Source organism: Pseudoroseicyclus sp. H15, assembly GCF_054353345.1.
The window spans coordinates 321,697-347,722 of the sequence record NZ_JBTHJE010000006.1; the positions used below are offsets into that span (position 1 = coordinate 321,697).

Annotated in this window: 21 protein-coding genes and 2 tRNA genes; 10 read left to right on the forward strand and 13 right to left on the reverse strand. The window is 68.1% G+C overall.

Going from position 1 to position 26,026, the window contains the following annotated elements; translation table 11 throughout:
- The first annotated feature begins 26 nt into the window (after nucleotides 1–26).
- From ACXN5S_RS15480 to ACXN5S_RS15495, 4 genes are all read left to right on the forward strand, one after another.
- Nucleotides 27–1,028 carry a hypothetical protein gene (locus ACXN5S_RS15480; protein WP_458606366.1) on the forward strand — a complete coding sequence of 334 codons (1,002 nt, stop codon included), beginning with the start codon at nucleotides 27–29 and terminating at the stop codon, nucleotides 1,026–1,028.
- Between the two features lie 52 nt (nucleotides 1,029–1,080).
- Nucleotides 1,081–1,155 (forward strand) — tRNA-Thr (locus ACXN5S_RS15485).
- 249 nt (nucleotides 1,156–1,404) lie between these two features.
- Complete coding sequence (locus tag ACXN5S_RS15490) at nucleotides 1,405–2,322, forward strand: NotI family restriction endonuclease (protein ID WP_458606367.1); 918 nt, start codon at nucleotides 1,405–1,407, stop codon at nucleotides 2,320–2,322.
- A gap of 70 nt (nucleotides 2,323–2,392) precedes the next feature.
- Nucleotides 2,393–3,514, forward strand: coding sequence for a DNA cytosine methyltransferase (locus ACXN5S_RS15495; RefSeq protein ID WP_458606368.1), 1,122 nt, complete (start codon nucleotides 2,393–2,395; stop codon nucleotides 3,512–3,514).
- A 54-nt stretch (nucleotides 3,515–3,568) separates the two neighbouring features.
- Here ACXN5S_RS15495 and ACXN5S_RS15500 read toward each other — a convergent pair whose 3' ends face one another.
- A complete protein-coding gene (locus tag ACXN5S_RS15500) occupies nucleotides 3,569–4,453 on the reverse strand; it encodes a LysR family transcriptional regulator (protein ID WP_458606369.1) in 885 nt (294 codons plus the stop codon).
- 182 nt (nucleotides 4,454–4,635) lie between these two features.
- On the opposite strand from ACXN5S_RS15500, the gene ACXN5S_RS15505 reads away from it, so the two are divergent.
- Both ACXN5S_RS15505 and ACXN5S_RS15510 read left to right on the forward strand, forming a co-directional pair.
- The gene (locus tag ACXN5S_RS15505) at nucleotides 4,636–5,337 is read left to right on the forward strand and encodes a DUF4386 domain-containing protein (RefSeq protein WP_458606370.1); all 702 of its coding nucleotides are present in this window, start codon (nucleotides 4,636–4,638) and stop codon (nucleotides 5,335–5,337) included.
- A gap of 56 nt (nucleotides 5,338–5,393) precedes the next feature.
- Nucleotides 5,394–6,392, forward strand: coding sequence for an NAD(P)-dependent alcohol dehydrogenase (locus ACXN5S_RS15510; protein ID WP_458606371.1), 999 nt, complete (start codon nucleotides 5,394–5,396; stop codon nucleotides 6,390–6,392).
- 62 nt (nucleotides 6,393–6,454) lie between these two features.
- On the opposite strand, the gene ACXN5S_RS15515 is transcribed toward ACXN5S_RS15510, so the two are convergent.
- The 8 genes from ACXN5S_RS15515 to ACXN5S_RS15550 form a co-directional block, all read right to left on the reverse strand.
- Entirely contained in the window at nucleotides 6,455–7,297 is an 843-nt protein-coding gene (locus ACXN5S_RS15515) for a fumarylacetoacetate hydrolase family protein (protein ID WP_458606372.1), read from the reverse strand.
- Nucleotides 7,298–7,434: 137 nt separating this feature from the next.
- A complete protein-coding gene (locus ACXN5S_RS15520) occupies nucleotides 7,435–9,360 on the reverse strand; it encodes an acyl-CoA synthetase (protein WP_458606373.1) in 1,926 nt (641 codons plus the stop codon).
- A 125-nt stretch (nucleotides 9,361–9,485) separates the two neighbouring features.
- Entirely contained in the window at nucleotides 9,486–10,046 is a 561-nt protein-coding gene (locus ACXN5S_RS15525) for a hypothetical protein (RefSeq protein WP_458606374.1), read from the reverse strand.
- Nucleotides 10,043–11,833, reverse strand: a complete 1,791-nt coding sequence (locus ACXN5S_RS15530) for an ABC transporter transmembrane domain-containing protein (protein WP_458606375.1) — start codon at nucleotides 11,831–11,833, stop codon at nucleotides 10,043–10,045. The genes ACXN5S_RS15525 and ACXN5S_RS15530 overlap by 4 nt, the downstream gene beginning before the upstream one ends.
- Before the next feature lie 137 nt (nucleotides 11,834–11,970).
- Nucleotides 11,971–12,044 (reverse strand) — tRNA-Gly (locus ACXN5S_RS15535).
- A gap of 61 nt (nucleotides 12,045–12,105) precedes the next feature.
- Nucleotides 12,106–13,581, reverse strand: coding sequence for a pentapeptide repeat-containing protein (locus tag ACXN5S_RS15540; RefSeq protein WP_458606376.1), 1,476 nt, complete (start codon nucleotides 13,579–13,581; stop codon nucleotides 12,106–12,108).
- 2 nt (nucleotides 13,582–13,583) lie between these two features.
- Nucleotides 13,584–14,186, reverse strand: coding sequence for a c-type cytochrome (locus ACXN5S_RS15545; RefSeq protein ID WP_458606377.1), 603 nt, complete (start codon nucleotides 14,184–14,186; stop codon nucleotides 13,584–13,586).
- Between the two features lie 87 nt (nucleotides 14,187–14,273).
- On the reverse strand, nucleotides 14,274–15,992 hold the full coding sequence (locus ACXN5S_RS15550; protein ID WP_458606378.1) for an outer membrane protein assembly factor BamB family protein: 1,719 nt from the start codon (nucleotides 15,990–15,992) through the stop codon (nucleotides 14,274–14,276).
- 356 nt (nucleotides 15,993–16,348) lie between these two features.
- On the opposite strand from ACXN5S_RS15550, the gene ACXN5S_RS15555 reads away from it, so the two are divergent.
- From ACXN5S_RS15555 to ACXN5S_RS15565, 3 genes are read left to right on the forward strand one after another with little or no spacing between them, the layout of a single operon-like run.
- Nucleotides 16,349–16,861 carry a 2Fe-2S iron-sulfur cluster-binding protein gene (locus tag ACXN5S_RS15555; RefSeq protein WP_458606379.1) on the forward strand — a complete coding sequence of 171 codons (513 nt, stop codon included), beginning with the start codon at nucleotides 16,349–16,351 and terminating at the stop codon, nucleotides 16,859–16,861.
- On the forward strand, nucleotides 16,858–17,832 hold the full coding sequence (locus tag ACXN5S_RS15560) for an FAD binding domain-containing protein (protein WP_458606380.1): 975 nt from the start codon (nucleotides 16,858–16,860) through the stop codon (nucleotides 17,830–17,832). The genes ACXN5S_RS15555 and ACXN5S_RS15560 overlap by 4 nt, the downstream gene beginning before the upstream one ends.
- Nucleotides 17,829–20,015 carry a xanthine dehydrogenase family protein molybdopterin-binding subunit gene (locus ACXN5S_RS15565; protein ID WP_458606381.1) on the forward strand — a complete coding sequence of 729 codons (2,187 nt, stop codon included), beginning with the start codon at nucleotides 17,829–17,831 and terminating at the stop codon, nucleotides 20,013–20,015. The genes ACXN5S_RS15560 and ACXN5S_RS15565 overlap by 4 nt, the downstream gene beginning before the upstream one ends.
- Here ACXN5S_RS15565 and ACXN5S_RS15570 read toward each other — a convergent pair.
- From ACXN5S_RS15570 to ACXN5S_RS15585, 4 genes are read right to left on the reverse strand one after another with little or no spacing between them, the layout of a single operon-like run.
- Nucleotides 20,012–20,755 (reverse strand): sulfite exporter TauE/SafE family protein, encoded by a 744-nt coding sequence (locus ACXN5S_RS15570; RefSeq protein ID WP_458606382.1) that lies wholly within the window; start codon nucleotides 20,753–20,755, stop codon nucleotides 20,012–20,014. The two genes, ACXN5S_RS15565 and ACXN5S_RS15570, sit on opposite strands and share 4 nt — an antisense overlap.
- Nucleotides 20,756–20,758: 3 nt before the next feature.
- Nucleotides 20,759–22,258: an aldehyde dehydrogenase family protein gene (locus ACXN5S_RS15575; protein WP_458606547.1), complete on the reverse strand. Its 1,500-nt coding sequence runs from the start codon at nucleotides 22,256–22,258 to the stop codon at nucleotides 20,759–20,761.
- Nucleotides 22,259–22,260: 2 nt separating this feature from the next.
- Entirely contained in the window at nucleotides 22,261–23,655 is a 1,395-nt protein-coding gene (locus ACXN5S_RS15580; RefSeq protein ID WP_458606383.1) for an NAD(P)/FAD-dependent oxidoreductase, read from the reverse strand.
- A 10-nt stretch (nucleotides 23,656–23,665) separates the two neighbouring features.
- A complete protein-coding gene (locus ACXN5S_RS15585; RefSeq protein ID WP_458606384.1) occupies nucleotides 23,666–24,064 on the reverse strand; it encodes a nuclear transport factor 2 family protein in 399 nt (132 codons plus the stop codon).
- A 288-nt stretch (nucleotides 24,065–24,352) separates the two neighbouring features.
- Between ACXN5S_RS15585 and pdxR the strand changes: the two genes are divergently transcribed.
- Nucleotides 24,353–25,837 (forward strand): MocR-like pyridoxine biosynthesis transcription factor PdxR, encoded by a 1,485-nt coding sequence (gene pdxR / locus ACXN5S_RS15590; RefSeq protein WP_458606385.1) that lies wholly within the window; start codon nucleotides 24,353–24,355, stop codon nucleotides 25,835–25,837.
- Nucleotides 25,838–26,026: the final 189 nt, after the last annotated feature.

Consider the following 26,026-nt stretch of genomic DNA (forward strand, 5'->3'; position numbering starts at 1 on the left):
CGCCCGATGGGCGACATTCTAATAAGATGCTTTCACGCCTTCCCTTTTCGGTCAAGCGGCGCGGGGCCCGCCCCCGGCTTTGGTTCGTCACCACCGCAGACCATGCCTACACCTCCGGCGACTTTCCCGCCCGAACCGCTGAACTCGGGGCCGAGATGGTCGCCCTGAGCTGGGAGGAGCTCTTCGCCCGCAAATGGCTGGAGGGCGGCAGCTACCTGTTCACCGATTTCGACCGCCTCTCGCCATCGGAGCTGAAGGCGGCCGGGTTGATCGCCGGCAAGCTCAAGGGCGCGGGATCGCAGGTGACGAACGACGCGCGCCGGTTTCTGCGCCGCGAGCAGCTCATCGCCCGGCTGGCGGAGCGGCGGCTGAACACCTACCTCTGCTGGCGCCCCGCCGCCGGCGAATGGCCCACGCGCTACCCTGTCTTTCTGCGGTCGTCTTCCGGCCACATGGCGCCGAACCGGAAGCTGCTCCACGACGAGGCCGAGGCCCGCGCCCGCGTCAGCGAGCGGCTCAGGCGCGGCGATGTGCTCAGCGACCTGATTCTCGTCGAGTATCGGGGCGAGCCGATCATGGGCACAGAAGGCTTCCGCCGCTACAGCGCCTACCGCCTGCGCGACCGGATCATCCGCGCCAATTCGGTTCATCAGGATCACTGGGTGGTGAAGGGCGGCATGACCGGCCTCGCCTCGCCCGAAGATTACGCCGCCGAGCTGCGCGAGATGAGCGATTTCCCTCAGGAGGCCGAGGTGCGCCGTGTCTTCGAGGTGGCGGGGATGGAATTCGGCCGCCTCGATTTCGGCCTTGCGGGAGGCCGGGTGGAGACCTGGGAGATCAACACCAACCCCGACATGACGCTCACCGCAGAGCACGACGATCCTTCGCGCGTGCAGACGATGATTCTGCTGCGCGAGGGTCTGGCCCAGGCCCTCGCCGGCCTCGCCCTGCCCGCCTCGGGCCGGGTCGACATCGCCGATGCCTACCCCCGATCCCGCGTCAATCCGGGCCGTCCGCTGCGCATCTGAAAATCCGCTTGCGCGGGCGGGAGTGGTTGCTAAAAGGGCGCCCACCACCGGCGCTGTGGTAGCTCAGTGGTAGAGCACTCCCTTGGTAAGGGAGAGGTCGAGAGTTCAATCCTCTCTCACAGCACCATCATCCCCCTCGTCTTACTCAAGCACCTGTGTGCCGCGTGCCGGACAGCCCCGCGATTCTTGTCCCTGATAGTCACTTCTGAATCATTGACTACATATTGTGGACGTCGTCGAATGCACCACAAGGCGCGGAGGCAGGACATTGGCAGGCGAGCGGTTTCACATAGCGGAGTGGTATGGAAAGCCATTTCGGGACCTAAGCGACTGGGACAGGATAAAGCTGGCCGGGCATGAGGTGGGTGGCGCCGCCATGTCGAAGACGGAGCTGGACCGGATGGCCGCCCTTGCTGAGAAGGAAAGTCTCGGGACGCTGAAGCCCAAGGAAACCGAACGCCTTAACGTTCTCCGCGACAAACTGGCCCGGCAGCAGGCAGAGGAGCTGCCCTGTCCATTCCGAAAGGACAGCCAGCACCCGACCTGTACCAAGCCGGGAGGTGTCTGTTCTATCCGCATCTACCGTGAGGAGGCCTCGACCATCGAGCCCATAGAGGGCGAGCGGGGACGGCTGCGCGCCCTCTGCCCTTGGCGCTTCCATCAGGACGGTACAGTCTTCGAAAAGATCGGCGAGAGCATTCTGTCTGATCCGGCACCTCTCCGGGCCGGTGAGGTGGGTTTCCTCGAATCAACCGGTAACCTCGACAGCGCATCCGGCAAGGATGTTGGCCGCATCGACATGATCCTTGTCGAATCCACCGGAGCGGAGGACGCTTCGATGCGCTGGGTGGCCGTCGAGGTGCAAGCCGTTTACTTCTCTGGCAACAAAATGAGCCGTGAGTTTGACCACCTCAAGCTGACCCAAGGCAAGCTGTCGATGGCACAAAAGAAGCGCCGCCCGGACTATCGCAGCAGCGGGGTCAAGCGGCTGATGCCGCAGCTTCTGACAAAGGTGCCGACTCTCCGGCGTTGGGGAAAGAAGATGGCCGTCGTCGTCGATGCGCCTTTCTTTTACTCGATGGGCAAGATGGAGGCCGTCCAGGACCTTTCGAATGCCGACATCGCGTGGTTTCTCGTGGACTTCAAACAGGCGGCGCCCGGCACGCCGTTCCAGCTGGAGGTTGTGGAAGAAGTTTACACAACATTGGAGAGCGCCACCCTAGGGCTGACCGGTGGCCTCCCGGTGTCGCAAAGCGAGTTCGAAACGCGGATCAAAGCGAAAGCGCTGAAATAGACGTTGCCCAGTTCACGTCCTGTAAAGTACAGCGTGGGACAAAATGAGAACAAATGCGGAGGCGAGCCCGATGACATACACGGCGATTGACTTGTTCTGCGGAGCTGGCGGCCTTTCCGCCGGGCTCGAGATGGCGGGTTTCACTGTGTTGGCGGGCAACGACCTTTTCGACGCGGCGGGCCGAACGTTTGAAGCCACCCACCCACGTGCAAAGTTCATCCCCGGTCCTATCGAGGAGCTTTCCGTCGAGCGGTTGATGGAGGTGACGGGTTTGCGCAAAGGCGAGTTGTCGTTGCTTGTCGGTGGCCCGCCTTGTCAGGCTTACTCGGTTTACAACCACCAGCGCGGGATGCACGACGCCCGTGCGTCGCTGTTCAAAGAGTACTTGCGTATTGTTGACGGCCTGCGACCGGAATGGATCGTGATGGAGAACGTGACCGGCATCTACTCCATCGCCAACGGCGAAGCCGTCCGGGCTATCAAGGCGGAGTTTGCCGCTCTGGGATATGCGGTTGAGGACTCGGTGCTGCGCGCAGAGGAATACGGGGTGCCGCAGGAGCGGCGGCGCGTCGTCTTCATCGGGAACCGTGTCGGTGCGCCAATCTCGCACCCGGAGCCCACCCACGGGCCCGGTCGTGCGGATCCGTTCACCACGATCAGGGACGCCATTGGTGACCTGCCGCAGCTCAAGAACGGCGAGGATCCGGGTCGCGTACCTTACGTCGATGCCGAGCCAACGATGTATCAGCGCGAAATGCGCGGCAACGCCACCACTCTGGGCAACCACGCGGCTCCGAGGCTCGGCAAGGTCAACATGGACCGGCTGCCCTTCATCCCGCCTGGCGGAAGCTGGCGCGACATTCCGCATGACTTGCTGCCCGAAGGCATGAAGCGGGCTAAGCGGTCAGACCACACCAAGCGATATGGTCGTATGACGTGGGACGGGCTCTCCTGCACCGTTTTGACAAAGTGCGACATCCACTGGGGCGCCTATATCCACCCGGAACAGGACCGCGCCATCTCGGTGCGAGAGGCAGCGCGGCTGCAAGCCTTCCCCGACTGGTTCGAGTTCGCCGGGTCAAAGACGGAGCAGTATGTGCAGGTCGGCAACGCGGTGCCGCCTCTGTTGGGAAAGGCCATTGGCGACCACCTGATGCGGCTCATGGCTACCAAATCCGAGGCTGCCGCGTGAGGCTCTCTGCCAGGTCAAGCAGCAGAATAACGATCCTGAGGCCCAGCCCACCCTCTACCGCAACGCCTCCGCCAGGAAGTCGAAGACGAAGCGTAGGCGGCGCGATTGGTGGATCTCGCGATGCGCCACCAGCCAGACGGGAAAGGGGAACGCCTCCAGCCCATCGAAGGCCCGCGCCACCGCTGGCTCGGCATCGCCGATGCGGGCGTCGATGATGGCCAGGCCGAGGCCCTGTTTCACCATCTCCCATTGCACCAGCATGTTGTCCGCCCGGTAAGGGAAGTTCGCCGGCCCCACGCCCAGACCCATCCGGTTGAGAGCGGCAGCGATCTGCTCGGTCTCGCCGAGCGAGATGAAGTCGGCGCGGGAGAGGTCGTGAGGGGTGTGGATCGGCCCGATCCGCTCCAGATAGGTGCGGGCGCCGTAGAGATGGGCCTCGGCGTCGCGGAGCTTGCGGGCGACGAGGTCGGGCTCCTTGGGGCGGAAGTTGCGCAGCGCGATGTCGGCCTCGCGGCGAAGCAGGTCGGAGGTGCCCATCGTCGCGACCAGCTCGATCTCGATGCGGGGCTCGGCTTCGTGCAGCCGGGCGAGGATGGGGGGCAGGAGGAGCGCCGCGTAGACCTCGCTGGCGGAGATGGAGACGCGCCCCTCCATCCGCTCGTTCTGCCCGTAGGCCGCCATGGAGAGGCGCGACGCCGCCTGCCCCATCTCCCTCGCGTGGTCGATCAGCGCATGGCCGGCGGGGGTGAGGGCGAGGCCCCGCCCCACCCGCTCGAAGAGCACCACGCCCAGCTCCTCCTCCAGCGCATCCACCTGCCGCCCCAGCGTCGGCTGGGCGAGGCCCAGCGCCCGCGCGGCGGCGGAGAGGGAGCCCTCCTCGGCCGTGACGAGGAAGGCCCGCACCCGTGTCCAGTCGAAGCTGACGTTCCGCCAATCCATGCATATCCGCATAGCAGTCCGACGGGATAGGTCAATTTCCTTGAGGCGCGCCCCGCGGTACACCTCCCTCAGCGCCGGATGACACGGCGCCTTTCACAAGGACCAACCCCATTCGAAAGGGGCCGCCACCCGGATGCCATGTCCGGGCCCGGCCTCCCCTTGCCCGACGACAGGAGCCCGCAATGACTGACCTCTTCAACCGCCCCACCTCCCCCGCCTTCGGCCGCCTCACCGGGGCGCTCTACCTCTCCATCGCCGTCTTCGGCGCCTTCGCCATCGGCTACGTCCCCTCGCAGATCGTCCAGCCGGACATCGGCGCGACGCTGGAGACGATCCTCGCCCGCCGCGGGCTCTTCACCCTCGGCCTCGGCGCCGACGCGCTGGTGATGCTGATCGAGGTGATCACGACGACGATGCTCTTCGTCCTCTTCCGCCATGTCTCCCCGGTGCTGGCGGGGGCGGCGGCCATCGCCCGGCTGATGATGGTGGGCGTCATGGCCACCATGCTCTTCTTCCAGGCGGGCCTCTTGATGATCGCCGAGACGGGCGGCGCGCCAGCGACGGCGGAGGTCCTGCTGCACATGCACCGTGCCGGGGTGTGGATCTGGCAGCTCTTTTTCTGGCTGCACCTGATGATCCTCGGCCAGCTCGTCGCCCGCTCGGGGCTGCTGCCGCGCCTCCTCGGCCACGCGATGACCGTCGGCAGCTTCGGCTACCTGCTCGACAGCCTCTATTCCTTCGCCTTCCCCGACTGGGCGCTGCTCGGCCAGGTGCGCGTCGGCTTTCTCGTGATCGTCACGCTCGCCGAGGTCTCCTTCGCCCTCTGGCTGACCATCCGGGGCACCCGCCCCGCTGCCCCGGAAGCCCGCGCGGCCTTCGCCTGAGCCCTTCCGGCGGCCGGGCAGCCCGGCCGCCGCCACCCTTCATCAGGAGAACCCCCATGAAAGCTCTCACTGTCACCGCCTATGGCGGCCCCGATGTCCTCACCCTGACAGAAGCGCCCTGCCCCACCCCGAAACCCGGCGAGATCCTTGTCCGCCTCGTCGCCTCCCCCGTCTCGCAGGCCGATGTCATGATGCGCGCCGGCACCCCGAAGGCGGCGCGCCTGATGCTCGGTCTCCGCCGCCCCAAGGCTGCCATCCCAGGCACCGGGTTTGCAGGCGTGGTGGAGGAGACGGGCCCCGGCGTCACCGCCTTCGCCCCCGGTGACGCAGTCTTCGGCGAGACGGCGCTCGGCTTTGCAACTCATGCCGAATACGTGGCCGTGCCTGCCAATGGGCTGGTGATGGCTCTGCCGGAGGGGCTGAGCTTCGAGGCCGCCGCGCCGCTTTGCGACGGCGCGCTGACGGCCTGGAACTTCCTCTACCGGCTTGGCGGCCTCGCCGCCGGCCAGAGGGTGCTGATCAACGGCGCCTCCGGCAGCCTCGGCACGATGGCGGTGCAGATCGCCCGCGCCGCCGGGGCGCAGGTGACGGCCGTCTGTTCTGCAAAGAATGCCGGGCTGTTGCGGCGGCTCGGGGCCGACGAGGTGATCGACTACCGTGCCGCCGATTTCTGGCGCGAGGGCGCCCGCTACGACATTGTTTTCGATACCGTCGGCAAGGTGCCCTTCCGCCGGGCGAAACGGGCGCTGAAGCTGCGGGGGCGCTACCTCTCGCCGGTTCTGGGTGCGGGCCTCATGCTCACCACCCTCACCTCGCGGCTCGGCCGCCGCCGCGCGCTGTTTCAGGCGACCGGGCTGCAGGCGCATGAGGTGCTGCACCCGATGCTGGCCGAGATCGCCGCGATGGCGGGCCGGGGCGAGCTGATCACGGTGATCGACCGGGCCTATCCGCTGGAGGAGGCTGCCGCTGCGCATGCCCATGTCGAGACCGGGCACAAGGTGGGCAATGTGGTGCTGCGGATCGGGGAAGCGCCCGCCGTCTCCGCCGCTGCCTGAAGCCCAAACGAAGGGCGCCGCCCCGGTCGGGACGGCGCCTCTTTCCTCTCAAGCCCTGAAGCTCAGTCAGCCACGCATTCCTGGCGCTGCGTGCCGAGGCCCTCGACGCCCAGGTCCATGACGTCGCCGGCTTTCAGGAAGCGCGGCGGCTTCATGCCCATGCCGACGCCAGGCGGGGTGCCGGTGGAGATGATGTCGCCCGGGTGCAGCGTCATGAACTGGCTGAGGTAGCTCACCAGGTACTTCACGCCGTAGACCATCGTGCCTGTCGTGCCGTCCTGCATGGCGTCGCCGTTCACCTTCAGCCACAGGGGCAGCGCCTGCGGGTCGTCCACCTCGTCAGCCGTCACCAGCCAGGGGCCGAGCGGGCCGAAGGTGTCGCAGCTCTTGCCCTTGGTCCACTGGCCCGAGCGCTCGGTCTGGTAGGCGCGTTCGGAGACGTCATTGGCCACGCAATAGCCGGCGACATGATCCATCGCCTCGTCTTCGCTGACGTATTTGGCGGCCTTGCCGATCACGACGGCCAGCTCGACCTCCCAGTCGGTCTTCTCGGAGCCGCGCGGGATGCGAACGGCATCGTTGGGCCCGCAGACCGCGGAATTGGCCTTCATGAAGATGATCGGCTCGGGCGGTACCGACGCACCGGTCTCGGCGGCATGGTCGGAGTAGTTGAGGCCGATGCAGATGAACTTGCCGATGCCGGCCACGGGCGGGCCGAGGCGGGGGTTGCCCTCCACCACGGGCAGCGCCGAGATGTCGGCGTCGGCGATGCGGGCGAGGCCCTCGGGCGTCAGCGCGGCGCCGGAGAGATCGGGGGTGATCGACGAGAGGTCGCGGATGGCGCCGTCGCCATCGAGGATGCCGGGCATCTCGGCCCCGGGTTCGCCATAGCGCAGAAGTTTCATCTCTGGGGTCCCTCTCACAAATCGCGTTGGCCCGAGGGATAGCCCAGCCGCGGCATCGGCGCCAGCTTGGCCACCGGTGGCGCGATTTCCATATGGAAATCGCAGGCGGAAACCATATGGTTTCCGCCCCTCGCCGCTCAGGCGCTGGTCTTGGCCCGCGTCTCTTCCTGCCCCTCGGCCCAATCCCAGGGCCGGGTGAAGCCACCGAGGGCGCGGTCGACATCCTCGTGGCTGGCGGTGCCCGTGCGCCGGAGCTGGGCGACAAGGCCGCGGCGACGATCCTCCGTCACCGCCACCACCTCGGCTGCAACATCGGCGCTGGCCAGCGCCTCGTTATAGACGCGGGTGATGGCGCGCTTGCGCAGATCGGGTTTGAAGATCTTGCCCACCGCCGTCTTCGGCAGCTCGGGCAGGATCTCGATATATTTCGGATGTGCCGCCCGCTCGTGCACGCGGGCGTTGGTGTGGCTCATAAGGTCGTCGACGCTGGCCTCGCCGCCCTCGATCAGCTCGACATAGGCGCAGGGCACCTCGCCCGAATGCGCGTCGGGCTGGCCGATGGCGCCGGCGAGCGCCACGGCGGGATGGCTGGCGAGCGCCTCTTCGATATCGGCGGGGTCGATATTGTGGCCGCCGCGGATGATCAGATCCTTGGCGCGGCCCGTGATCCAGATGTAGCCGTCCTCATCGACCCGGCCGAGATCGCCGGTGCGCAGGTATTGCACGTTCGACTCCGGCCCCGGGCGGTAGAGCTCGTCATTCTTGGCGGTCTCCATATAGGTCTCGCCGCGCCAGACGCCGGGATTGTCGACGCAGAGCTCGCCGACATCGCCCAGGGGCAGTTCTTCGCCGGAATCGACGTCGAAGACCTTCACGTCGGTATAGGGGAAGGGCACGCCGATGGAGCCGATCTTCTTCTCGCCATCGGGCGGGTTGATGGCGACGAGACAGGTCGCCTCGGTCAGGCCGTAGCCTTCGCAGATGGTCACGCCCGCCGCAGCCTCGAAGCGCTTGTAAAGCTCCACCGGCAGGGGCGCCGAGCCGGAGAAGGCCAGCTTCAGCGAGGAGATGTCGGCATTTACCGGCACCTGCATCAGCCGCGAGAAGGCCGTGGGCACACCGATGACGAAGGTCACCTTGTAGCGCTCCACCAGCTTCCAGAAATTCTCGTACACCCCGTCGCCGCGGAACCCGGCTGGCGTGGGGAAGACGATCTGGGCGCCCGAGCCCATGGCCGAGCCCATCGCCACGATGGCGGCGAAGACGTGGAACATCGGCAGCGGGCAGATCATCACATCCGTCTCCTGGAAGAGCAGACGGTCGCCGAGATAGGCGTTGTAGATGATGCCGGAATAGCGGTGACGGGCGATCTTGGGCATGCCCGTGGTGCCCCCGGTGTGGAAGTAGACGGCCACGCGGTCGCCCTTCGCATCGGGGAAGGTGAGAGAGGTGCTCTCGCGCTGCATCTCCTTGTGGAAGTCGAGCACGCGGGCGGAATGGTGAATCTCCACCTTCGGGCGGATCAGCGGCACGATCAGCTTCTTCACGCCGGTGATGTAGCGCAGCAGATCGACCTCTAGCACGGTCTTAACATTCGGCGCGTGGCGCAAAGCCTCTGCAGCTTTCTGGGCGACATCGGATTTGGGGAAGGATTTCAGCGTGACCAGCACCGTGGCGCCGGTCTCGCGCAGCAGGGCGGCGATTTGGGCGGGGTCGAGCAGCGGGTTAATCGGGTTGACGATGCCGGCGATCTGGCCGCCGAGATAGGTGGTGACCACCTCGGTGCAGTTCGGCATCAGATAGGCGACGACATCCTCCTCGCCGATGCCGAGCCGGCGGAACATGTTCGCCACCTGCGCCGTGCGCCCGCGCAGCTGCGCCCAGGTGAGCGTGTCATCCTTGGCGCCGGGCTCGGCAAACATCTGGAAGGTGGTGGCCGGCCGGCTGGGGGAGCGATCCGCCACGCGGTTCAGCATGCCCCAGGTCGTCTTGGGCAGATCGAGCTCGTCGAAGGGCGTGTCCCGGGCGATGGCCCGCGAGTCGGCAATGGATGCAAACGTCATAAGTCCTCCCTGGGGGCACTCTGGCGGCGCCCTTCCCCTCTCAACATCGGTGCAGAGCGCCTTTGGGGCAAGGAGAATGCCCGCCGCATCGCAGCAGCGGCCGCAGCGTCAGAATGGCTGCGGCGTCAGCCCAGCACGCGCAGCTTGTCGCCCAGCTCCACCTCGCCGGATTTGGTGACGCAGGCGTAGAGCCCGCGCAGCCGCAGCTCGCGGCCCCGGCCGATATTCACCCAGACGCAGGCCTCGTGGCCGTAGCGCTGCATGAAGAAATTGCAGCCGACATGCGGCTCGGTGGAGATCTCCAGCTCGGCCGTGCCAACGGCGAGGCGGGTGCCGGGGGGCATCACCTCAGGCGACATGTCGATATCGGCGATGATGTTGTCACCGGCCAAAGCCCAGTTGTCGCGCGGTCCGGCCAGCGCGGCGAGGCCACGCATCGGCATGATGGCCACCTGCATGGCGCGGTTGGGTTCGACGCGCACGCCGTCGACCTCGTAGCCCTTCGCCCAGTAATCGCCGATCACACCGTCCTCGACAGTCAGGCTCAGCCGGTCCACCACCTCGCGCTGAGCCGGCTCGGGGCGCAGAACGAGCATCTCGACAGCGCCCTCGTCGCGCGGCGCCGCCTCGATTACGGGAAGGGCGGCGTTGAGTTCACCGCGCATGCGGAAGCGCGTCTCGCTCATTCAGCGGCCATCCCTTCGGTGAATTGCAGGCGGGCGAGGCGGGCATAGAGGCCGCCTTCGGCCACCAGCGCGTCATGCGTGCCCTGAGCCACGATATGCCCATCTTCGAAGACGAGAATGCGGTCGGCTTTCTTCACCGTGGCAAGGCGGTGGGCGACGATCAACGTGGTACGCCCCTCGGCCAGCTCTTCCACAGCGCGCTGCACCAGCTGCTCGCTTTCGGCATCGAGCGCGCTGGTCGCCTCGTCGAGCAGCATCACCGGCGCATCGCGCAGGATGGCCCGGGCGATGGCCACGCGTTGCTTCTGCCCGCCAGAGAGCATGAGGCCCCGCTCGCCGACATAGGTGTCGTAGCCGTCGGGCAAAGTGCGCAGGAAGCTGTCGGCCGCGGCGGCATGGGCGGCAGCCTCGACCTCGGCATCGGTGGCATCGGGGCGGCCGAAGCGGATGTTCTCCCGCGCCGTATCGCCGAAGATTACCGGGTCTTGCGGCACAAGGGCGATGCGGCGGCGGAAGGCGTCACGCTCCATCTCGCGCAGATCGACGCCGTCGAGCAGGATGCGGCCCTGCTGCGGGTCATAGAAGCGCAGAAGCAGCTGGATGACGGTGGATTTGCCGGCGCCGGAGGGGCCGACAAGCGCCACCGTCTCACCCGGCTCGACCGTGAAGCTCACGCCGCCGAGGGCGGATTCGTTGAGACGGGAGGGATAGCTGAAGCTCACATTCTCGAAGCTGATGCGCCCATGCGCCACATCGGGCGGCGGCAGGGGGCGGGCGGGGTCGGCCACGGCATCGTCGGCATGCAGCAGCTCGACCAGTCGCTCGGTGGCGCCGGCGGCACGCTGCAGCTCGCCCCAGATCTCGGTCAGCGCGCCCACGGCGCCGGCGACCATGACCGTGTAGATCATGAACTGCACTAGCTCGCCGATGGTGATCTCGCCCGAGCGCACATCGGCGGCGCCCATCCAGAGGAAGCCCACGACGCCGGCGAAGGCGATGAAGATGACGATGGCCGTCATCACCGCCCGCCAGAGGATACGGGTCTTGGCGGTGGTGTAGCTCTTCTCGGTGACGGTCGAGAATTTCTGCCGGCTGATGGCCTCATGCGTGAAGGCCTGCACGGTCTGCGACGACAGCAGCTGTTCGGAGGCGTCGCCCGACGAGGCGGCGATCCAATCCTGATTTTCCTTCGAGAGTTTGCGCACCCGCCGCCCCAGCACGATGATGGGGATGAAGATCAGCGGGATGGGCCAGAGCACCAGCAGCGTCATCTTCAGCGAGGTCACCAGCATCAGGGCGATGCCGCCGAAGAGGATCAGCACGTTGCGCAGAGCGACCGAGACGGATTGCCCGATGACGGTGAGGATCAGCGTGGTGTCGGTAGTGATGCGGCTGAGCACCTCGCCGGTCATCACCCGCTCGAAGAAGGCGGGCGACATGCCGATCATCTTGTCGAAGACGGCCTTGCGGATATCGGCCACCACGCGCTCACCCAGCCGGGTGACGAGGTAGTAGCGCAGCGCCGTGCCGACGGCGAGCAGCGCGGCCAGCCCGATGGCGGCAACGAAATAGCCCTGCGTCAGGGCGCCAGCATCGAAATTGTCGACGACCGTACGCGCGGCGACGGGCAGGATCAGCGAGATGCCGGCGGTGAAGATCAGCGCCAGCCCGGCCAGCGCGATCATGCCCTTGTAGGGCGCAAGGAACGGCACCAGAGCGCCCAGAGCGCGCACGCGCTTCGAGGCTGGTCTCTCGGTTTCCAATTGTCTCGGGGGTGCTTCGGCCATGTCGTCCCTCGCCTGCTCAGCCCCTCCCCAGGGCTGGATGCTATCTAGTGACGTCGCCGCCGGGGAACAACCTGCAGTGCCTGCCCAAAGGCGGGGCCGGATGAGCCGACCGGGCCGGGCAATCAGGCAGGATGTCCTGGAGCGGGTAGCGGGAATCGAACCCGCACCAAGAGCTTGGAAGGCTCGTGTGATACCATTTCACCATACCCGCTCGCTGGCCGAAGCCCTATTTCAGCGGACATCGCCGGTCAAGGCGGATCGCTTGGGGCGCGCTAGTCGCTCACCCGGCCGTCGGCCATTTCAGTGCCCGAGAGCAATGCGCCCTCCAGCACACCGGCCGGCACATAGGCCCGCAGCATCATCGCGCCGCTCAGATCGGCGCCGGCGAAGCTGACATCGACAAGGCGGGCATTGCGCAGGTTCGCGTCGGTGAGCGTCGCGCCGTCAAGCACGGCGCCGTCAAGCCGGCTTTCGAAGAGCGAGGCGGTGGTCAGGTTCGCCCCGGTCATGCCGGCGCGGCGAAGGTCTGCCCCGCCGAGATTGATGAAGGAGAGGTCCGCCCTCGTCAGATCGGCGCTCACCAGATCGGCCTCGGTGGCGACTCCCCATGTCCAGGTGACATCGGCCATGATGGCGGAGCGGAAATGCGCCTGCTGGGCGCGGCTGGTGTCGAGCGCGGCGCCCGTCAGGTCGGCGCCCGAAAGGTCGGCCTCGTAGAGCAGCGCGCGGCTCAGATCGGCGCCGCGCAGGCTGGCGCGGAAGAGGTTGGCGAGGTTGAGGTTGGCCTCCGAGAGGTTGGCGCCGTCGAGCTTCGCCTCCGTCAGGATCGCGCGGTGCAGCGTGGCACCGCTGAGGTTGGCGCCGGTCAGATCGGCGCCGGAGAGGTCGCGCCCCAGAAGGCGGATACCGGAGAGATCGCAATCGGGGCAGTCATTCGTCAGCCCGGCGGCAAAGGCCTCCGGCCCCTCGGCGGGCAGGTCGGCAGCGGGCGCCTCTGCCGGTGCGGGGCAGGAAGCGTTGCGCTCCGGCGAGATCATCTCCAGCACGGTGCGGCTTTCGTACTGGCCCGAGGTGAACTGGCCTGTATGCGCATCCACCGTCACCTGCCCGGCCTTGCGGAAGAAGCTGGAGCGAAGGGTCACCGCTGCCCCCTCCTCGCTCGTGCCGGTGCAGATCTGCTTGACGAAACGGTTGCCCACCGCCGTCTCGCCATCGGTCAGCGGCTGGTCCTCGCAGGTCAGCCGCTCCTCGCCCAGCTGCGAGCGAAGGTAGCCCGCCAGCGTATAGGCGCGGCGGCGCTGCCTGTCGGAGGCACGGTCGTCGGTGACGGCGCGCAGGCCGCGCACCACGCCGCAATCGTCGATGAGGGCCGAGACGACGACGGGGCTCTCGCCGATCTTCGTGCCCGAGAAGCGGTCGACCATGGCCGGCACGTCCAGCGCAAGCGCCCGGTAGCCCATCTCGTCACCGTATTGGAACGTCACCTCGTGCAGGCCCGTCTCGTCTTCGGGCGGGCAGAGCGCGTAATCCCCGAAGCCTGTAAGCGGCAGCGAGGCGGGGCCGCCGTTCGTGCCGCAGGCGAATTGCTGAAAGTCCTGCGGCTGGTCGCCGACCGGCGCGCCGATCTGCAGATCGAACAGCACCGAGCGGCTGCCGCCCAGATCCTGCGCATGGCCCGGGCCGGCAAGAGAAAGGCCAAGCGCCCCGGCCAGCGCCGCGAGGCGGAGCATCTGCCGGGGCGCAGGCATGGTTACTCAGTCCCCGCTGCGGCATCGGCCTCCAGCGCGGCGGCTTCTTCATCCGTCTCGGGCTGGTTGGCACAGAAGGGGCGCGCGCCGTAATAGGCCTGGCAATCGGCAACGGTCGGCGTGTTGGGCCGGCCCACGATGTCGTTCTGCAGATAGGTCACCAGGTTGATGATCTGGGGCGGAGACAGCGGATTGCCTGACAGAACAGGGGTGCCCATGTCGACCAGATCGGCCTTGGAGAGGCCGTAGCAGCGCCCGTCGGAATAGGCCTGCGGGTCGAAATGCGGCATGCCGGTGCCGGGGCGGCCGCAGGAGATGGTGTCGTACATGGCGATGGCGTCGAGCGGCGTGGCGCGCAGGCTCGGGCCCTCGGGGTTCTCGCCGATGCGGTCGCCATTGGCGCCCCAGCCGTGACAGCCGGCGCAGCCGCCGTCCTTGAAGGCCTGGAAGCCGGCTTCGATATTCGCCGGGTCGCCTTCGGCGGCGGCGGTTTCTGCCATCAGCGCCGGGTCGTCATCCTGCGCGAGGGCGGGAGCGGCCGACAGCGACAGGCCAAGCAGGGCGGCCACGAGAGCAGGCCGGGTGAGTGAGATCGAACGTGACAAGATGTGCCTGTCCTTCGTCGTTGGGGAGGTAAAAAGGGTTGGGGCACGGCGCCAGACGCGCGCCGTGCCCCCCGGATGTCGCCCGCTTTAGAGCGAGAAGAAGTACATCATCGACGTCTTCTGGAAGTTCGACATCAGCGCCGCCTGCGGATCGGCCGACATGCCGGCGTAATCGTGGAAGTCGATGCCGACGCCGCCGGGGCCGACCGGCAGGGCCAGGAACTGCTTGTCGCCGACGGTGAAGGTGATCGGCGGAGCGTCGATCATGGTGCCGACGTTGAAGCTCCAAAGTTCTTCCAGCGTCTCGGCGTCGAGCGCGTAGAAGTCGCCCGCCGCGTTGGTGCCGAAGACCAGCCCGCCGGCCGTGGCGAGCGTGCCGCCCTTACCGACCGCATCCATCTCATGCTTGGCGACGACCTGACCGGTGGTCACATCGATGGCCGAGACCGAGCCCTGCAGCGAGAAGTCGTCGGGCCGCAGGCCTTCCGAGACGTAGCAGCCTTCGTCCGCCTGCGTGTAGAGCATCTGCAGATCGGGGTTGTAGGCCGTCGGGAACATGTTGTTGCCGCCCTCGAAGTAGGGGCAGAACTCCATCTCTGCCCCGCCGAAGGGGCTTTCGGTCACACGGGTGTCTTCCTGATAGACCTGCACGGCGAGCGACTCGTCGTATTCCATCGGCAGGCCGGTCTTGCTGTCGATGCCATCGGTCCAGGTGACTTCATCTACATATTGCGAGCCGCTGACATAGCCGCCGTTGGTCGCGTCGATGTTGTAGAAGAAGCCGTTGCGGCCCACGTGGCCGAGCAGCTCGCGCGGCTCTCCATCGACCTCGACATTGTAGAGCGTCTGGGTGTTGGCCTCGTCATAGTCGAAGCTGTCGTTGGGCGTGTACTGGAAGTACCAGTTCAGCTCGCCCGTCTCGGCATCGAGCGCGACGGTGCTGTCGGAATAGAGGTTGTCGCCCGGGCGCGCCTGCGGCTCCCAGTCGGGATAGGGGTTGCCGATGCCCCAGACGAGCTCGTTGCGGTCAACGTTGAACGAGCCGGTGAGCCAGGTCGCCGCGCCGCCCGTCTGCCAGGCGTCGTTCTCCCAGGTCTCGCCGCCGGGCTCATCCGGCGAGGGGACCGTGTAGAACGTCCAGAGCACCGAACCATCCTCGGGGCTGCGCGCTTCGAGCCGGCCGCGGATCGGGCCGTCGCCGCCGGCGGGGCCGACGATGATTGCGCCGTCGAGCGCCAGCGGCGCCATCGAGTAATATTCGCCGGGGTTCTGCTGTGTCTCGACCCGCCAGACCACCTCGCCCGAGGCGCGGTCGGTCTTGATGAAGCCGCCATCGGGCGACATCGAATAGACGTAGTCGCCGTAGAGCGCCACGCCGCGGTTGTTGAGGATGCCGGTGGCGAATTCCGGCGGCGTTTCCGGGTCCATGATCCAGTTGATCAGGGCGCGGTCGCCGCTGGAGATGTCGATGCTGTAGACCCGGCCCCAGCCGTCGGTCATGTACATCGTGCCGTTGTCGACAAGCGGCGTGCCCTGCAGCGAGCTGGAGAAGGCGCCTGCGCCGGTGGCCGGCGGCATCAGCGGCAGCGTGAAGGCCATCTTCAGGTCGCCGACGTTGTCGGTGTTGATCTCGTCGAGCGGCGAGAAGCGGTGGCTGGCATAATCGTAGTTATGCGTCAGCCAGTTGCCCGGCTCGGGGTTCGACAGGCGATCGTAGGTGACGGTATCAGCTTGCGCCGCCGTTCCGAGCGCCGCCATCGACAGGGCGATGGCCGCGGAATTCGCGAGCACGTTGGTAATTTTCATGTTTTCCTCCCATCGCGGGCGCGGCCCGCGCATTTCGGCGCCAGCGGGGCTCTCGCGGGAGCGCTGGCTGTCCCTATGTTCTATGCCCGGCTGACGAGCGCGCAACGCGAACACGGCCCCAAGGCACTGATGTCAAACATTGGCTTTGGTTATTTAACGGAGGCTGCGGGTCGCTCAGCCATCCGGCGCGCCAGGCGCCAGCGGCGGCCAACCCGCCGAGAGGCGATGCCCATCTCGGCCAGCGATAACCGCCGCCCCGACCCGTTCCGAGCGATCACCACAGCCCCGCCTCACCCGCGCTTGGAACCGCGGGCGCATCCACACCGTTCGCTCCCCAACGCAACGGGGACCCGGACATGCAGATAGACCTGACGATCAACCAGCAATCCTACAGCCTGGAGCTGGACAGCCGCGTCACCCTGCTGGACGCCCTGCGCCAGCACCTTGGCCTGACTGGCAGCAAGAAGGGCTGCGACCATGGCCAGTGCGGCGCCTGCACGGTGCTGGTCAACGGCCGGCGCATCAACGCCTGCCTCAGTCTCGCCGTCATGCATGACGGCGACGAGATCACCACCGTCGAGGGCCTGCAGACCAGCGGCGCCGAGCTGTCGCCCCTGCAGGCGGCCTTCATCGAGCATGACGGCTTCCAGTGCGGTTACTGCACGCCGGGCCAGCTCTGCTCGGCCACCGGCATGCTGCAGGAGATCGCCGAGGGCTGGCCCAGCCATGTCAGCGACAACCTGAGCGGCCCATATGAGCTCACGCAAGACGAGCTCTCCGAGCGGATGAGCGGAAACCTCTGCCGCTGCTCCTGCTATCCCGGCATCAATGCCGCGATCCGCCAGGCGGCGGCGGAGGAGCGCACATGAAGCCCTTCGATTATGTCCGCGCCGAGAACGCCCTCAGCGCTTCGCAGGCAGCCCATGGCGAAGGCCGCGCCTTCATTGCCGGCGGCACCAACCTGATCGACCTGATGAAGCTTGAGGTGATGGCACCCGGCACGCTGGTCGACATCAACCGCCTCGGCCTCGACGGGATCGAGGAGCACGAGGGCGGTCTGCGCATCGGCGCCACCGTCACCAACAGCGACCTCGCCGCCGACCCGCGGGTACGCAAGGACTATCCCGTCCTCTCCCGCGCCCTGCTCGCCGGCGCCAGCGGCCAGCTGCGCAACAAGGCCACCACGGGCGGCAACCTGCTGCAGCGCACCCGCTGCCCGTATTTCTACGACACCGACACACCCTGCAACAAACGCGAGCCCGGCACCGGCTGCTCTGCCCTCGGCGGCGAGACACGCAACCACGCCGTGCTCGGCACGAGCCTCTCCTGCATCGCGCTGCACCCGAGCGACATGGCAGTCGCCATGCGGGCGCTGGATGCGCAGATCGAGGTGCAGCGCCCCGGCGGCGAGACGCAGAGCCACGACATGGCGAGCTTCTACCGCTTGCCCGGCGACACGCCGCAGATCGAGACGATCCTGCAGCCGGGCGACCTGATCACCGCCGTCAGCCTGCGCGCGCCCAAGGGCGACCGGCAGGTCTACCGCAAGGTGCGCGACCGGGCCTCCTACGCCTTCGCCCTCGTCTCGATGGCCGCCGTGCTGAAGATGGAGGGCGGGAAGATCTCCGAAGCCGCCCTCGCCTTCGGCGGGCTGGGCACGATGCCCTGGCGCGACTCCGAGGTCGACGCCCTGCTCACCGGCGAGGCGCCCTCGCCGGACCTGTTCGACAAGGCCGCCGACCTGCTGCTGGCCGAAGCCGCGCCGCAGGACGGCACCGCGTTCAAATTGCCCCTCGCGCGCCGCGTGATCCGGGCCGTGCTTGAGGAGGCCACGTCATGAGCCTGGATCTGAAGATCGACGATAAGGAAGAGCACGACCGCACCGAGCCACTGGCGCAGGGCATCCTCGGCACCGCGATGGACCGCCCCGAAGGCGCTCTCAAGGTCACCGGTCGCGCGACCTATGCGGCTGAAGAGGTCCCCGCCGGCACCGCATTCGGCATGCTCGTGCGCGCCCCCGGCTTCGGCGAGATCGAGGTGGAGAACGAGGAGGAGGTGCTCGAGCTGCCCGGCATCCTCGCCGTCATTCGCGACAAGCGCATGGTGCGCAATTCCGCCCAAGGCATGGCCAATCAGGCCCCGGTCCAGGGCGTGACTGAGGCCGAGTACATCGGCCAGCCGGTCGCGCTGGTCGTGGCCGAAAGCTTCGAGCAGGCCCGCCACGGCGCCAACCGGCTGAAGCTGCGCACCAAGGGCGCCGCGCACCCGGTGAACCCCGAAGCTGTCGACCCGGAAGTGCCCGAGAAGAAGCAGCAGGCCCAGGGCGATCTCGATGCCGCCATGGAAGAGGCGGCGCACAAGGTCGATGTGACCTACACCACCGCCTCGATGTCGAGCGCGGCGATGGAGCCGCATGCCGCCCTCGCCTGGTGGGACGGCAAGGACGTGACCGTCCGCGCCTCGCTGCAGATGTTGAAGTACAACCGCAACGAGCTGGCGGATTCGCTGGGCATCAATGCCAAGCATGTGCGCCTGCTGGCGCCCTATGTCGGTGGCGGCTTCGGCTCGAAGCTCGGCATCTCGCCCGAGGCAGTGGCCGCAGCGATCGCCGCCAAGCAGCTGGATCGCCCGGTGCAGGTCGTCCTGCACCGCCGCCAGGTGTTCGAGACGATCACCCGCCGCTCGGAGACAAGCCAGCGCATCCGCCTCGCCGCCGATGCGCAGGGCAAGCTCTCGGGCCTCGGCCATGAGGTGCTGGTGTCCCAATTGCCCGATGAGGCCTTCTCCGAGCCAGTGACGCAGGCAACCTCGTTCAGCTACGACGGTGCCGCGCGCGTCATCGGCCACAAGATCGCCCGCATCCACCGCCCCGCCGCCGGCTCTGTCCGCGCACCGGGCGAGGCCGTTGGCGTGACCGCCTTGGAGGGCGCGATGGACGAGCTGGCCGTCGCCACCGGGATCGACCCGGTGGATCTGCGCCTGCGCAATATCCCTGACACGGTGCCGGGCAGCGATACGCCCTTCTCCTCGCACAAGCTGGCCGAGGCGCTGAACGACGGCGCCGCCCGCTTCGGCTGGGCGAACCGGGCCGCCATGCCCCGCGCCCGGCGCGAGGGCGAATGGTGGATCGGCACCGGCATGGCCGCCGCCTTCCGCGTCAACATGGTGACAGAGGCCGAGGCGCGCATCCGCCTTGCCGCCGATGGCGCCGTGGTCGAGACGGACATGACCGATATCGGCACCGGCACCTATGCGATCCTCACCCAGATCGCCGGCGAGATGCTGGGCCTCTCCGCCAGCCATGTGGAAGTTCGGCTGGGCGACACCAGCTTCCCGCCCGGCTCCGGCTCCGGCGGGTCGTTCGGCGCTGCCTCCACCGGCACCGCCGTCTGGCTGGCAGCGCAGGAGATCCGTGAGCAGCTCGCCAAGGCCATGGGCTGCGATGCGGCGGACCTGACGCTGAAGGACGGCCAGGCGACCTGCGGCAACGTCTCCACGAGCATCGCCGAGCTGCTCGACAGCGACACGCTGGAGGGCCACGGGAAGGTGCAGCCGGGCGATGCCGCCAGCAAGGCCAAGCAGGCGACCTACGGCGCCCATTTCGCCGAAGTCGCGGTGAGCGATGTTACCGGCGAAGTGCGGGTGCGCCGGATGCTCGGCAGCTTCGCCGCGGGGCGCATCCTCAACCTCAAGACGGCCACCTCACAATGCCATGGCGGCATGACCTGGGGCATCGGCATGGCGCTGACGGAAGAGCTGCAGCACGACCGCCGCGACGGCCACATGGTGAACCGCGACCTCGCGGAATACCATGTGGCGGTGAATGCCGACGTGCCGCCGCTGGAGGTGCATTTCGTCGAAGAGCGCGACCCGTGGGCCGGGCCGATGCAGGCCAAGGGCATCGGCGAGCTCGGCATCTGCGGCGCGGCGGCGGCGATTCTGAACGCCATCCACCACGCCAGCGGCGCCCGCATCCGCGACCTGCCGGCGACGCCGGACAAGGTGCTCGCCGCCCTCCCCTAGGCGAGCAGCGAAACCAGGCCCCGCCCTGCCGAGAGCAGGGCGGTGGCCAGAAGCGTGGCCAGCGCGATGCGGCGGTAGTGCAGATCCTGCATCCGCTTGAAGAGCTGCCCGCCGCCCCAGGTGCCGAGCAGCATCACCGGCAGGGCGAGGATCGCGTAGAAGAACGCCTCACGCTCCAGCAGTCCCGCCACCCAGAAGCCGGGCAGCGCGATGGCGGAGGTGAAGAAGAAGAAGATCATCAGCGAGGCGCGCATTCGTGCCGGCGCCATACCCGCCCGCATGAAATAGGCGATCACCGGCGGCCCCGGCATCGCCGCCAGCCCGCCGAAGAACCCCGCCGCCGCGCCCGTCGGCAGCGACATCCGCCAGCTGGCAGGCACGGCGCGCGCGGGTGTCCACATCAGGGCCGGCAGAGCGGCGCAGACGATCAGGCCGAGCATCAGGCGCATCACATCGGCATCGAGCCAGCGCAGCAGCAGGATGCCGAGCGGCGTGCCGATGAGCGCGCCGAGGCCCATCCAGCCGATCTGCGGGCGGTCGATCTCTGCCCTTAAGGTGACGATATCGCGCAGGCCGATGAGCACCTGCAGCAGCACGCAGATCACCACTGCTTCTTCCGGCGGCAGCACCAGGCTCAGCATCGGCACGGCGGCGAGCGCGAAGCCGAAGCCGGTCATGCCGCGCAGCACCGCGGCGATGCCGACCAGCAGGCAGACCAGCAGGATGGACAGCAGGCTCACGCCCTAGTCCATCGACATGATGATCGTCTTCTTGCGGGTGAAATGTTCCAGCATCGATTCAAGCGAGGCCTCCTTACCCAGGCCCGAGCGCCCGAAGCCGCCATAGCTGAGGTTGGGCTGGATGGTGAAGCCCGCGTTGACCTGTACGAAGCCCGCGTCGAGCGCCTTGGAACCCTTGAGCGCCCGCGACAGGTCGCGCGTCCAGATAGAGGCGGCGAGGCCGTAGGTGCTGTCATTGGCGGCGGCGATGACCTCGTCCCACTCGTCCCAGGGCTGGATCACGGTGACGGGGCCGAAGATCTCTTCGCGCACCACGGGGCTGCCCGGGTCGATATGCAGCACCAGCGTCGGCTGCAGGAAGAGGTCTGGCGCCACGCCCTGGCTCGGCAGCGTGCCGCAGCGGATCACCTCGGCCTCCGGTGCCGCTTCGGCCTGCGCGAGATAGCCATCTACCCGCGCCTTCTGAGCCGGCGAGACGATGGTGCCCACATCGGTCGCCTCATCGAGCGGGTCGCCGATGACGAGGCTGTCGAGTCGGGCGCGGAGGCCATCGACGAAGGCGTCGTAGATGGAGCGATGCACGTAGAGCCGGCTCGCGGCGGTGCAGCTTTGCCCCTGCCGGGTGAAGCGCATGCCGGTGACTGCGCCCTCGATGGCGCGGTCCAGATCGACGTCGTCGCAGACGATCATCGGGCTCTTGCCGCCGAGTTCCAGCGACACCGGGATCAGCCGGCGCGCGGCGGCGGCGTAGATCGTCTCGCCCACACCCTCGGAGCCGGTGAAGGTGATCTTGGCGACGTCCGGGTGGTCGCAGAGCGGCTGCCCGCAGTCCGGCCCGGTGCCGACGATGATGTTCAGCACGCCGGGCGGCAGGATGCGGTTCAGGATCACCCCGGCGGCGAGCGTGGCGAAGGGCGCGACCTCGGCGGCCTTCACGACCACGGTGTTGCCGGCCACCAGAGCGGGGGCGATCTTCAGCATCATCAGCACGAGCGGCACGTTCCACGGCAGGATGGCGGCCACTACGCCGACCGGCTCGCGCGTCGTGGCGGCGAAGACGCCCGGCTGGAAGGGCAGCGTCTCGCCCTTCAGCTCCGAGCCCAGGCCGCCGAACATCGTCAGAAGGTCGCCCGCCACGGCGATCTCGCCACGGCATTCGGTGCGGATGGCCTTGCCCGTCTCGCGCGCCAGCAGCCGGGCGAGCGGCTCGGCCTCGGCCAGAAAGGCGCGGGCCGCCTCGGCAACGAGTTTGCCGCGAGTGCGGGCCGGGGTCTCGGCCCAGCCCTTGCCGGCGGCCCTGGCGGCGGCCACGGCGGCCTCCACCTCGGCACTGCCGCTGGCGGCGGTCTGGCCGAGGGCACGCATCTGGGCTGGCTCCGTCACCTCCAGGGTGGCCGGGGCGCGCACAAGGGCGCCGCCGATCAGGTTCATACCTTCCACGAGAGCCAGCCAGCCCTCGGCATCCGCCGGTGTCGTCTCGCCCTGCATCGCTCGCTCCTGCATCGTCACAGCCGTTCATCCTTCAGGTAATACCACCGGTACAAGGCGCGCTGGCCGATCCGGCGGAAGGGGGTAAGGGGGCCGTGGTGCTTCAGCTCGCCCCGGAAGATCGGCAGGTCGGGCGGCTGCTCGCCCGCCACGAGCTGCGCCATGCGCCGCCCGGCCTGAGCGGAGTACATCACGCCGTTGCCGCCATAGCCCATCGCGTAGAAGACATCCTCGTCCGCCCGCGGGCGGGTGATACGGGGCATCATGTCGTGGCTGACATCCACCCAGCCCCACCACGAGTAATCGAGCTCGATCCCCTCCAGCGCCGGAAACTTGCGGGTCAGCCCGGCGCGCAGGCCGCTGAGATAGCGCTCCTGCGGCGCGTCGCGCCCGGTGATGGCGCCGCGGCTGCCGATCTGCACGCGGCCGTCGGGGAGGAGGCGGTAGTAGTGGCGGAGCGTTCGGGTGTCGGTCAGCGGGGCGAGGGTTTTGAAGCCGCAGGCCGCCCTCTCCGCCTCGGTCAGCACGCGCGTGACGATGGAGTTCGACAGGATCGGCAGGAGCCGCCCGCGCGTGACGCGCGCCATGCCGCCCGCGGTGTAGGCGGCGGTGGCGATGGCGATGCGGCGGGCCTTCACCGTGCCGCCGGGCGTGGCGAGGCGATACCAGCCGCCCTCGCGCACCCAGCCCGAGACGGGCGAGCCGGTGTGGATCTTCACGCCCAGCCCCCGCGCCGCCCGGTGATAACCGAAGGCGAGCTTGGCCGCGTGGATCGACGTGCCGTCCGGCTCCCAGAGTGCCCCTTGGGCTTCGGCGTCGTGCGCGGCGCGCTCGTGGGTCTCCTCACGGGTGAGGTATTCCGCGCCGTAGCCGAACTGCTCGCGGTAGCAGGCCGCCTCGGCCTGCAGGGCCGGCAGCGCCTGGGTCTTGTGGGCGATGTAGTAATGGCCGCCGCGCTGAGGGTCGCAGGCGATGTCGTTCTCTTCGATGACCCGCTCGAAATAGGCGAAGGCCTCCTGCATCTCGCGGTGGAGCCCCTGCGCCACCTCCAGCCCGTATTCCTTGATCCAGCCGGAGCGCTTGAGCCGCCCCGCCGAGATCTGCGCCTGCCCGCCGTTGCGGGTGGAGCAGCCCCAGGAGGCGCGGTTGGCCTCGATCACCCGCACATCCATGCCGTAGTCACGGGCCAGTGCGATGGCGCAGTTGAGGCCGGTGTAGCCCGAGCCGATGACGGCGACATCGCAGGTCACCTCACCGGTGACGGGGCCGTCATCCTCGGGCGCCGGTCCGGCGGTGCCGATCCAGTAGGTCGGCGCATAGGCGCGGTTCGTGCCCGGCCCCTTGTCCATGATCGGATCGTAGGAGGGGTCGTAGGCGCCGGGCGCCGGCGGGGTGGCGGAGAGGTCGTTCATCGGCCCGCCCTCACGCCGCGAAGGCCGGGCGCGCCTTGCGGAAGGCCTGCTTGATGACGATCTCGCCGCCGCGCAGCGTGAAGAGATCCGCCCCCTCCGCCTCAGTCCGCATGCCTTGCGCATCGGTGCCGCTGAAGAGCCATTCGCTGACCGCGCGGTCGCCATGGATGAAATGGCGGTGCTGGCTCCACTGCGCGTCGGGCATGGCGCGCCAGACGCCCTCGAAGGCGGCGGCGATGGCCTCACGCCCTTCGATCTTCGCGCCGAACACCTCCGGCCCGCCGACGGGGTAGAAGACGCAGTCCTCGGCGAAGCGGGCCATCACCCCCTCGATGTCGTGGCGGTTGAAGGCGTCGAAGGTCGCGGCGAGATCGGCCTCGGTGAGGGGTGGGAGCGTGGTGAGGGTCATGCGGGGGCCTCGCGTGGGGAAGGAGAGCGTCTGCCCCGAGTCGCTACACGCGCCGCCGGATTGGGCACATGGCCAGCCGCGGGCTTCGGATTGGGCCAGAGGCGGGCGCTGGCCAAATCGGCTGCCGCCCAATGCGCGAGCAGGCCGCCCCCTTTTCGGGCGATTCCGCGCCGGTCCGCCTCAGCGAGTGCTGCGCTGCGGCAGTGTCACCCGCGCCGGACGGGCGGCGGGCCCCGGGGGGCGTAGGCTGTGCTCACCCCGCCATCTTCCAAAGAAGGACATGCAGCCGTGGCAGGCGCCCTCACCTTGCTCGACCGGTCGGCCGCAGAGCCGATCCAGGTTCAACTGCGCCGCTCGCTTATCACCGCGATCAAGAGCGGCCGCCTGACGCCGGGCCAGCGCATGCCGCCCTCGCGCCAGCTGGCTCAGCAGGTGGGCGTCGCGCGCAATACGGTGACGCTGGTCTATGACGAGCTCGTCGCGCGCGGCTACCTGACCGCCGAGCCGCGCAAGGGCGTCTTCGTGGCCGAGGTGCAGGGCGAAGGCACGGCCGCGCCCGCCGCGCCCCCTTCTGGCGAGCGCCCGGACTGGAACGACAAGCTCCGCCAGCGCCCCGCGCAGCTGCGGCATATCGTGAAGCCCAGCAACTGGCAGGATTTCGAATTCCCGTTCATCTACGGGCAGGTCGATCCCAAGCTCTTTCCCTACAACATCTGGCGCGCCTGCTCGCGCGATGCGCTCGGCCGCGGCGCCATCGACTGGTGGAGCGCCGACCGCGCGGTCGAGGACGACCCGATGCTGGTGGAGGAGATCCGCAGCCATATCCTGCCCGAGAAGGGCATCCTCGCCGAGCCCGACGAGATCCTCATCACGCTCGGCATCCAGCACGGCATCTACCTGCTCAGCCAGCTCCTCGTGCGCCCCGGCGCGCGGGTGGGGGTGGAGAGCCCCGGCTATCCCGACGCGCGCCACATCTTCGATGCCTCGGGCGCCGAGCTGGTGGAGATGGATGTCGATGCCGAAGGTGCCCGCATGGATCATGCGGGCAAGCTCGACGTGATGATGGTCACCCCCACCCACCAATGCCCGACCATGGTGACGATGAGCGCCGAGCGCCGGGCCGAGGTGCTGGCCCGCGCCCGGGCCGACGATGCCATCGTCATCGAAGACGATTACGAGGGCGAGACGACCTTCACCGAAGGCGTCACCAGCCTCAAATCGGCGGATCGTGACGGGCGCGTCGCCTATCTCGGCACGCTCTCCAAGGTGCTGGCGCCAGGTGTGCGGTTGGGCTTCATGGTGGCCGACCGCACGCTGGTGGCCGAGGCGCGCTGGCTGCGGCGGCTGATGAACCGCTCCGCCCCGCTCAACAATCAGCGCACCGCCGCGATCTTCCTGGCGGAGGGGCATTACCTCGGCCTGATCCGCTCGCTTCGCACCGCCCATGCCGCGCGCTGGCAGCGGCTGGCCAAGGGGGTCGACCGCTATCTGCCCGGCTTCCGGCGGAGCGCCGGTGAAGGCGGCTCTTCCGTCTGGCTGGAATGCCCGCCCGGCATAGACGCTGTGGCCCTCGCGGCCCGCGCGGCCGAGATGGGCGTGCTGGTGGAATCAGGTGACCCCTTCGTACGCGAGGCCGATCTGGGCCGCTTCATCCGCCTCGGCGTCGCCTATATCGACGAGAGCCTTATCGAGGCCGGGCTGAAGCGCCTCGCCGAGGCGGCGGCGAGCCTGCAGCCCGCCGCCCCGCGACTGGCCGGCGCCCATGGGGCCTGACCGGCGCTCCTGGCCCGCCCTGGCCCACCTGCCTGATTTGCGGGCGCATTTAGCGCCGCTCTGCCCGCTTTTGCCGCGCCAGATCCAGCCCCGGACGGGTCCGCGCGGGCTGGACCACAGCAATACGGATCGCTGGACCAAGAAATAAGCGACCGGGTGACCAACAATCCGGCAAGTCCCACCCAATTC

Coding starts and splice junctions, on each gene's coding strand:
- ACXN5S_RS15530 (WP_458606375.1), bottom strand. CDS start 11,833: ATGGCCGAAGCACCCCCGAGACAATTGGAAACCGAGAGACCAGCCTCG.
- ACXN5S_RS15500 (WP_458606369.1), bottom strand. CDS start 4,453: ATGGATTGGCGGAACGTCAGCTTCGACTGGACACGGGTGCGGGCCTTC.
- ACXN5S_RS15565 (WP_458606381.1), top strand. CDS start 17,829: ATGAGCCTGGATCTGAAGATCGACGATAAGGAAGAGCACGACCGCACC.
- ACXN5S_RS15550 (WP_458606378.1), bottom strand. CDS start 15,992: ATGAAAATTACCAACGTGCTCGCGAATTCCGCGGCCATCGCCCTGTCG.
- ACXN5S_RS15480 (WP_458606366.1), top strand. CDS start 27: ATGCTTTCACGCCTTCCCTTTTCGGTCAAGCGGCGCGGGGCCCGCCCC.
- ACXN5S_RS15560 (WP_458606380.1), top strand. CDS start 16,858: ATGAAGCCCTTCGATTATGTCCGCGCCGAGAACGCCCTCAGCGCTTCG.
- ACXN5S_RS15490 (WP_458606367.1), top strand. CDS start 1,405: ATGTCGAAGACGGAGCTGGACCGGATGGCCGCCCTTGCTGAGAAGGAA.
- ACXN5S_RS15580 (WP_458606383.1), bottom strand. CDS start 23,655: ATGAACGACCTCTCCGCCACCCCGCCGGCGCCCGGCGCCTACGACCCC.
- ACXN5S_RS15505 (WP_458606370.1), top strand. CDS start 4,636: ATGACTGACCTCTTCAACCGCCCCACCTCCCCCGCCTTCGGCCGCCTC.
- ACXN5S_RS15520 (WP_458606373.1), bottom strand. CDS start 9,360: ATGACGTTTGCATCCATTGCCGACTCGCGGGCCATCGCCCGGGACACG.
- ACXN5S_RS15555 (WP_458606379.1), top strand. CDS start 16,349: ATGCAGATAGACCTGACGATCAACCAGCAATCCTACAGCCTGGAGCTG.
- ACXN5S_RS15495 (WP_458606368.1), top strand. CDS start 2,393: ATGACATACACGGCGATTGACTTGTTCTGCGGAGCTGGCGGCCTTTCC.
- ACXN5S_RS15585 (WP_458606384.1), bottom strand. CDS start 24,064: ATGACCCTCACCACGCTCCCACCCCTCACCGAGGCCGATCTCGCCGCG.
- ACXN5S_RS15540 (WP_458606376.1), bottom strand. CDS start 13,581: ATGCCTGCGCCCCGGCAGATGCTCCGCCTCGCGGCGCTGGCCGGGGCG.
- ACXN5S_RS15575 (WP_458606547.1), bottom strand. CDS start 22,258: ATGCAGGAGCGAGCGATGCAGGGCGAGACGACACCGGCGGATGCCGAG.
- ACXN5S_RS15515 (WP_458606372.1), bottom strand. CDS start 7,297: ATGAAACTTCTGCGCTATGGCGAACCCGGGGCCGAGATGCCCGGCATC.
- ACXN5S_RS15525 (WP_458606374.1), bottom strand. CDS start 10,046: ATGAGCGAGACGCGCTTCCGCATGCGCGGTGAACTCAACGCCGCCCTT.
- ACXN5S_RS15510 (WP_458606371.1), top strand. CDS start 5,394: ATGAAAGCTCTCACTGTCACCGCCTATGGCGGCCCCGATGTCCTCACC.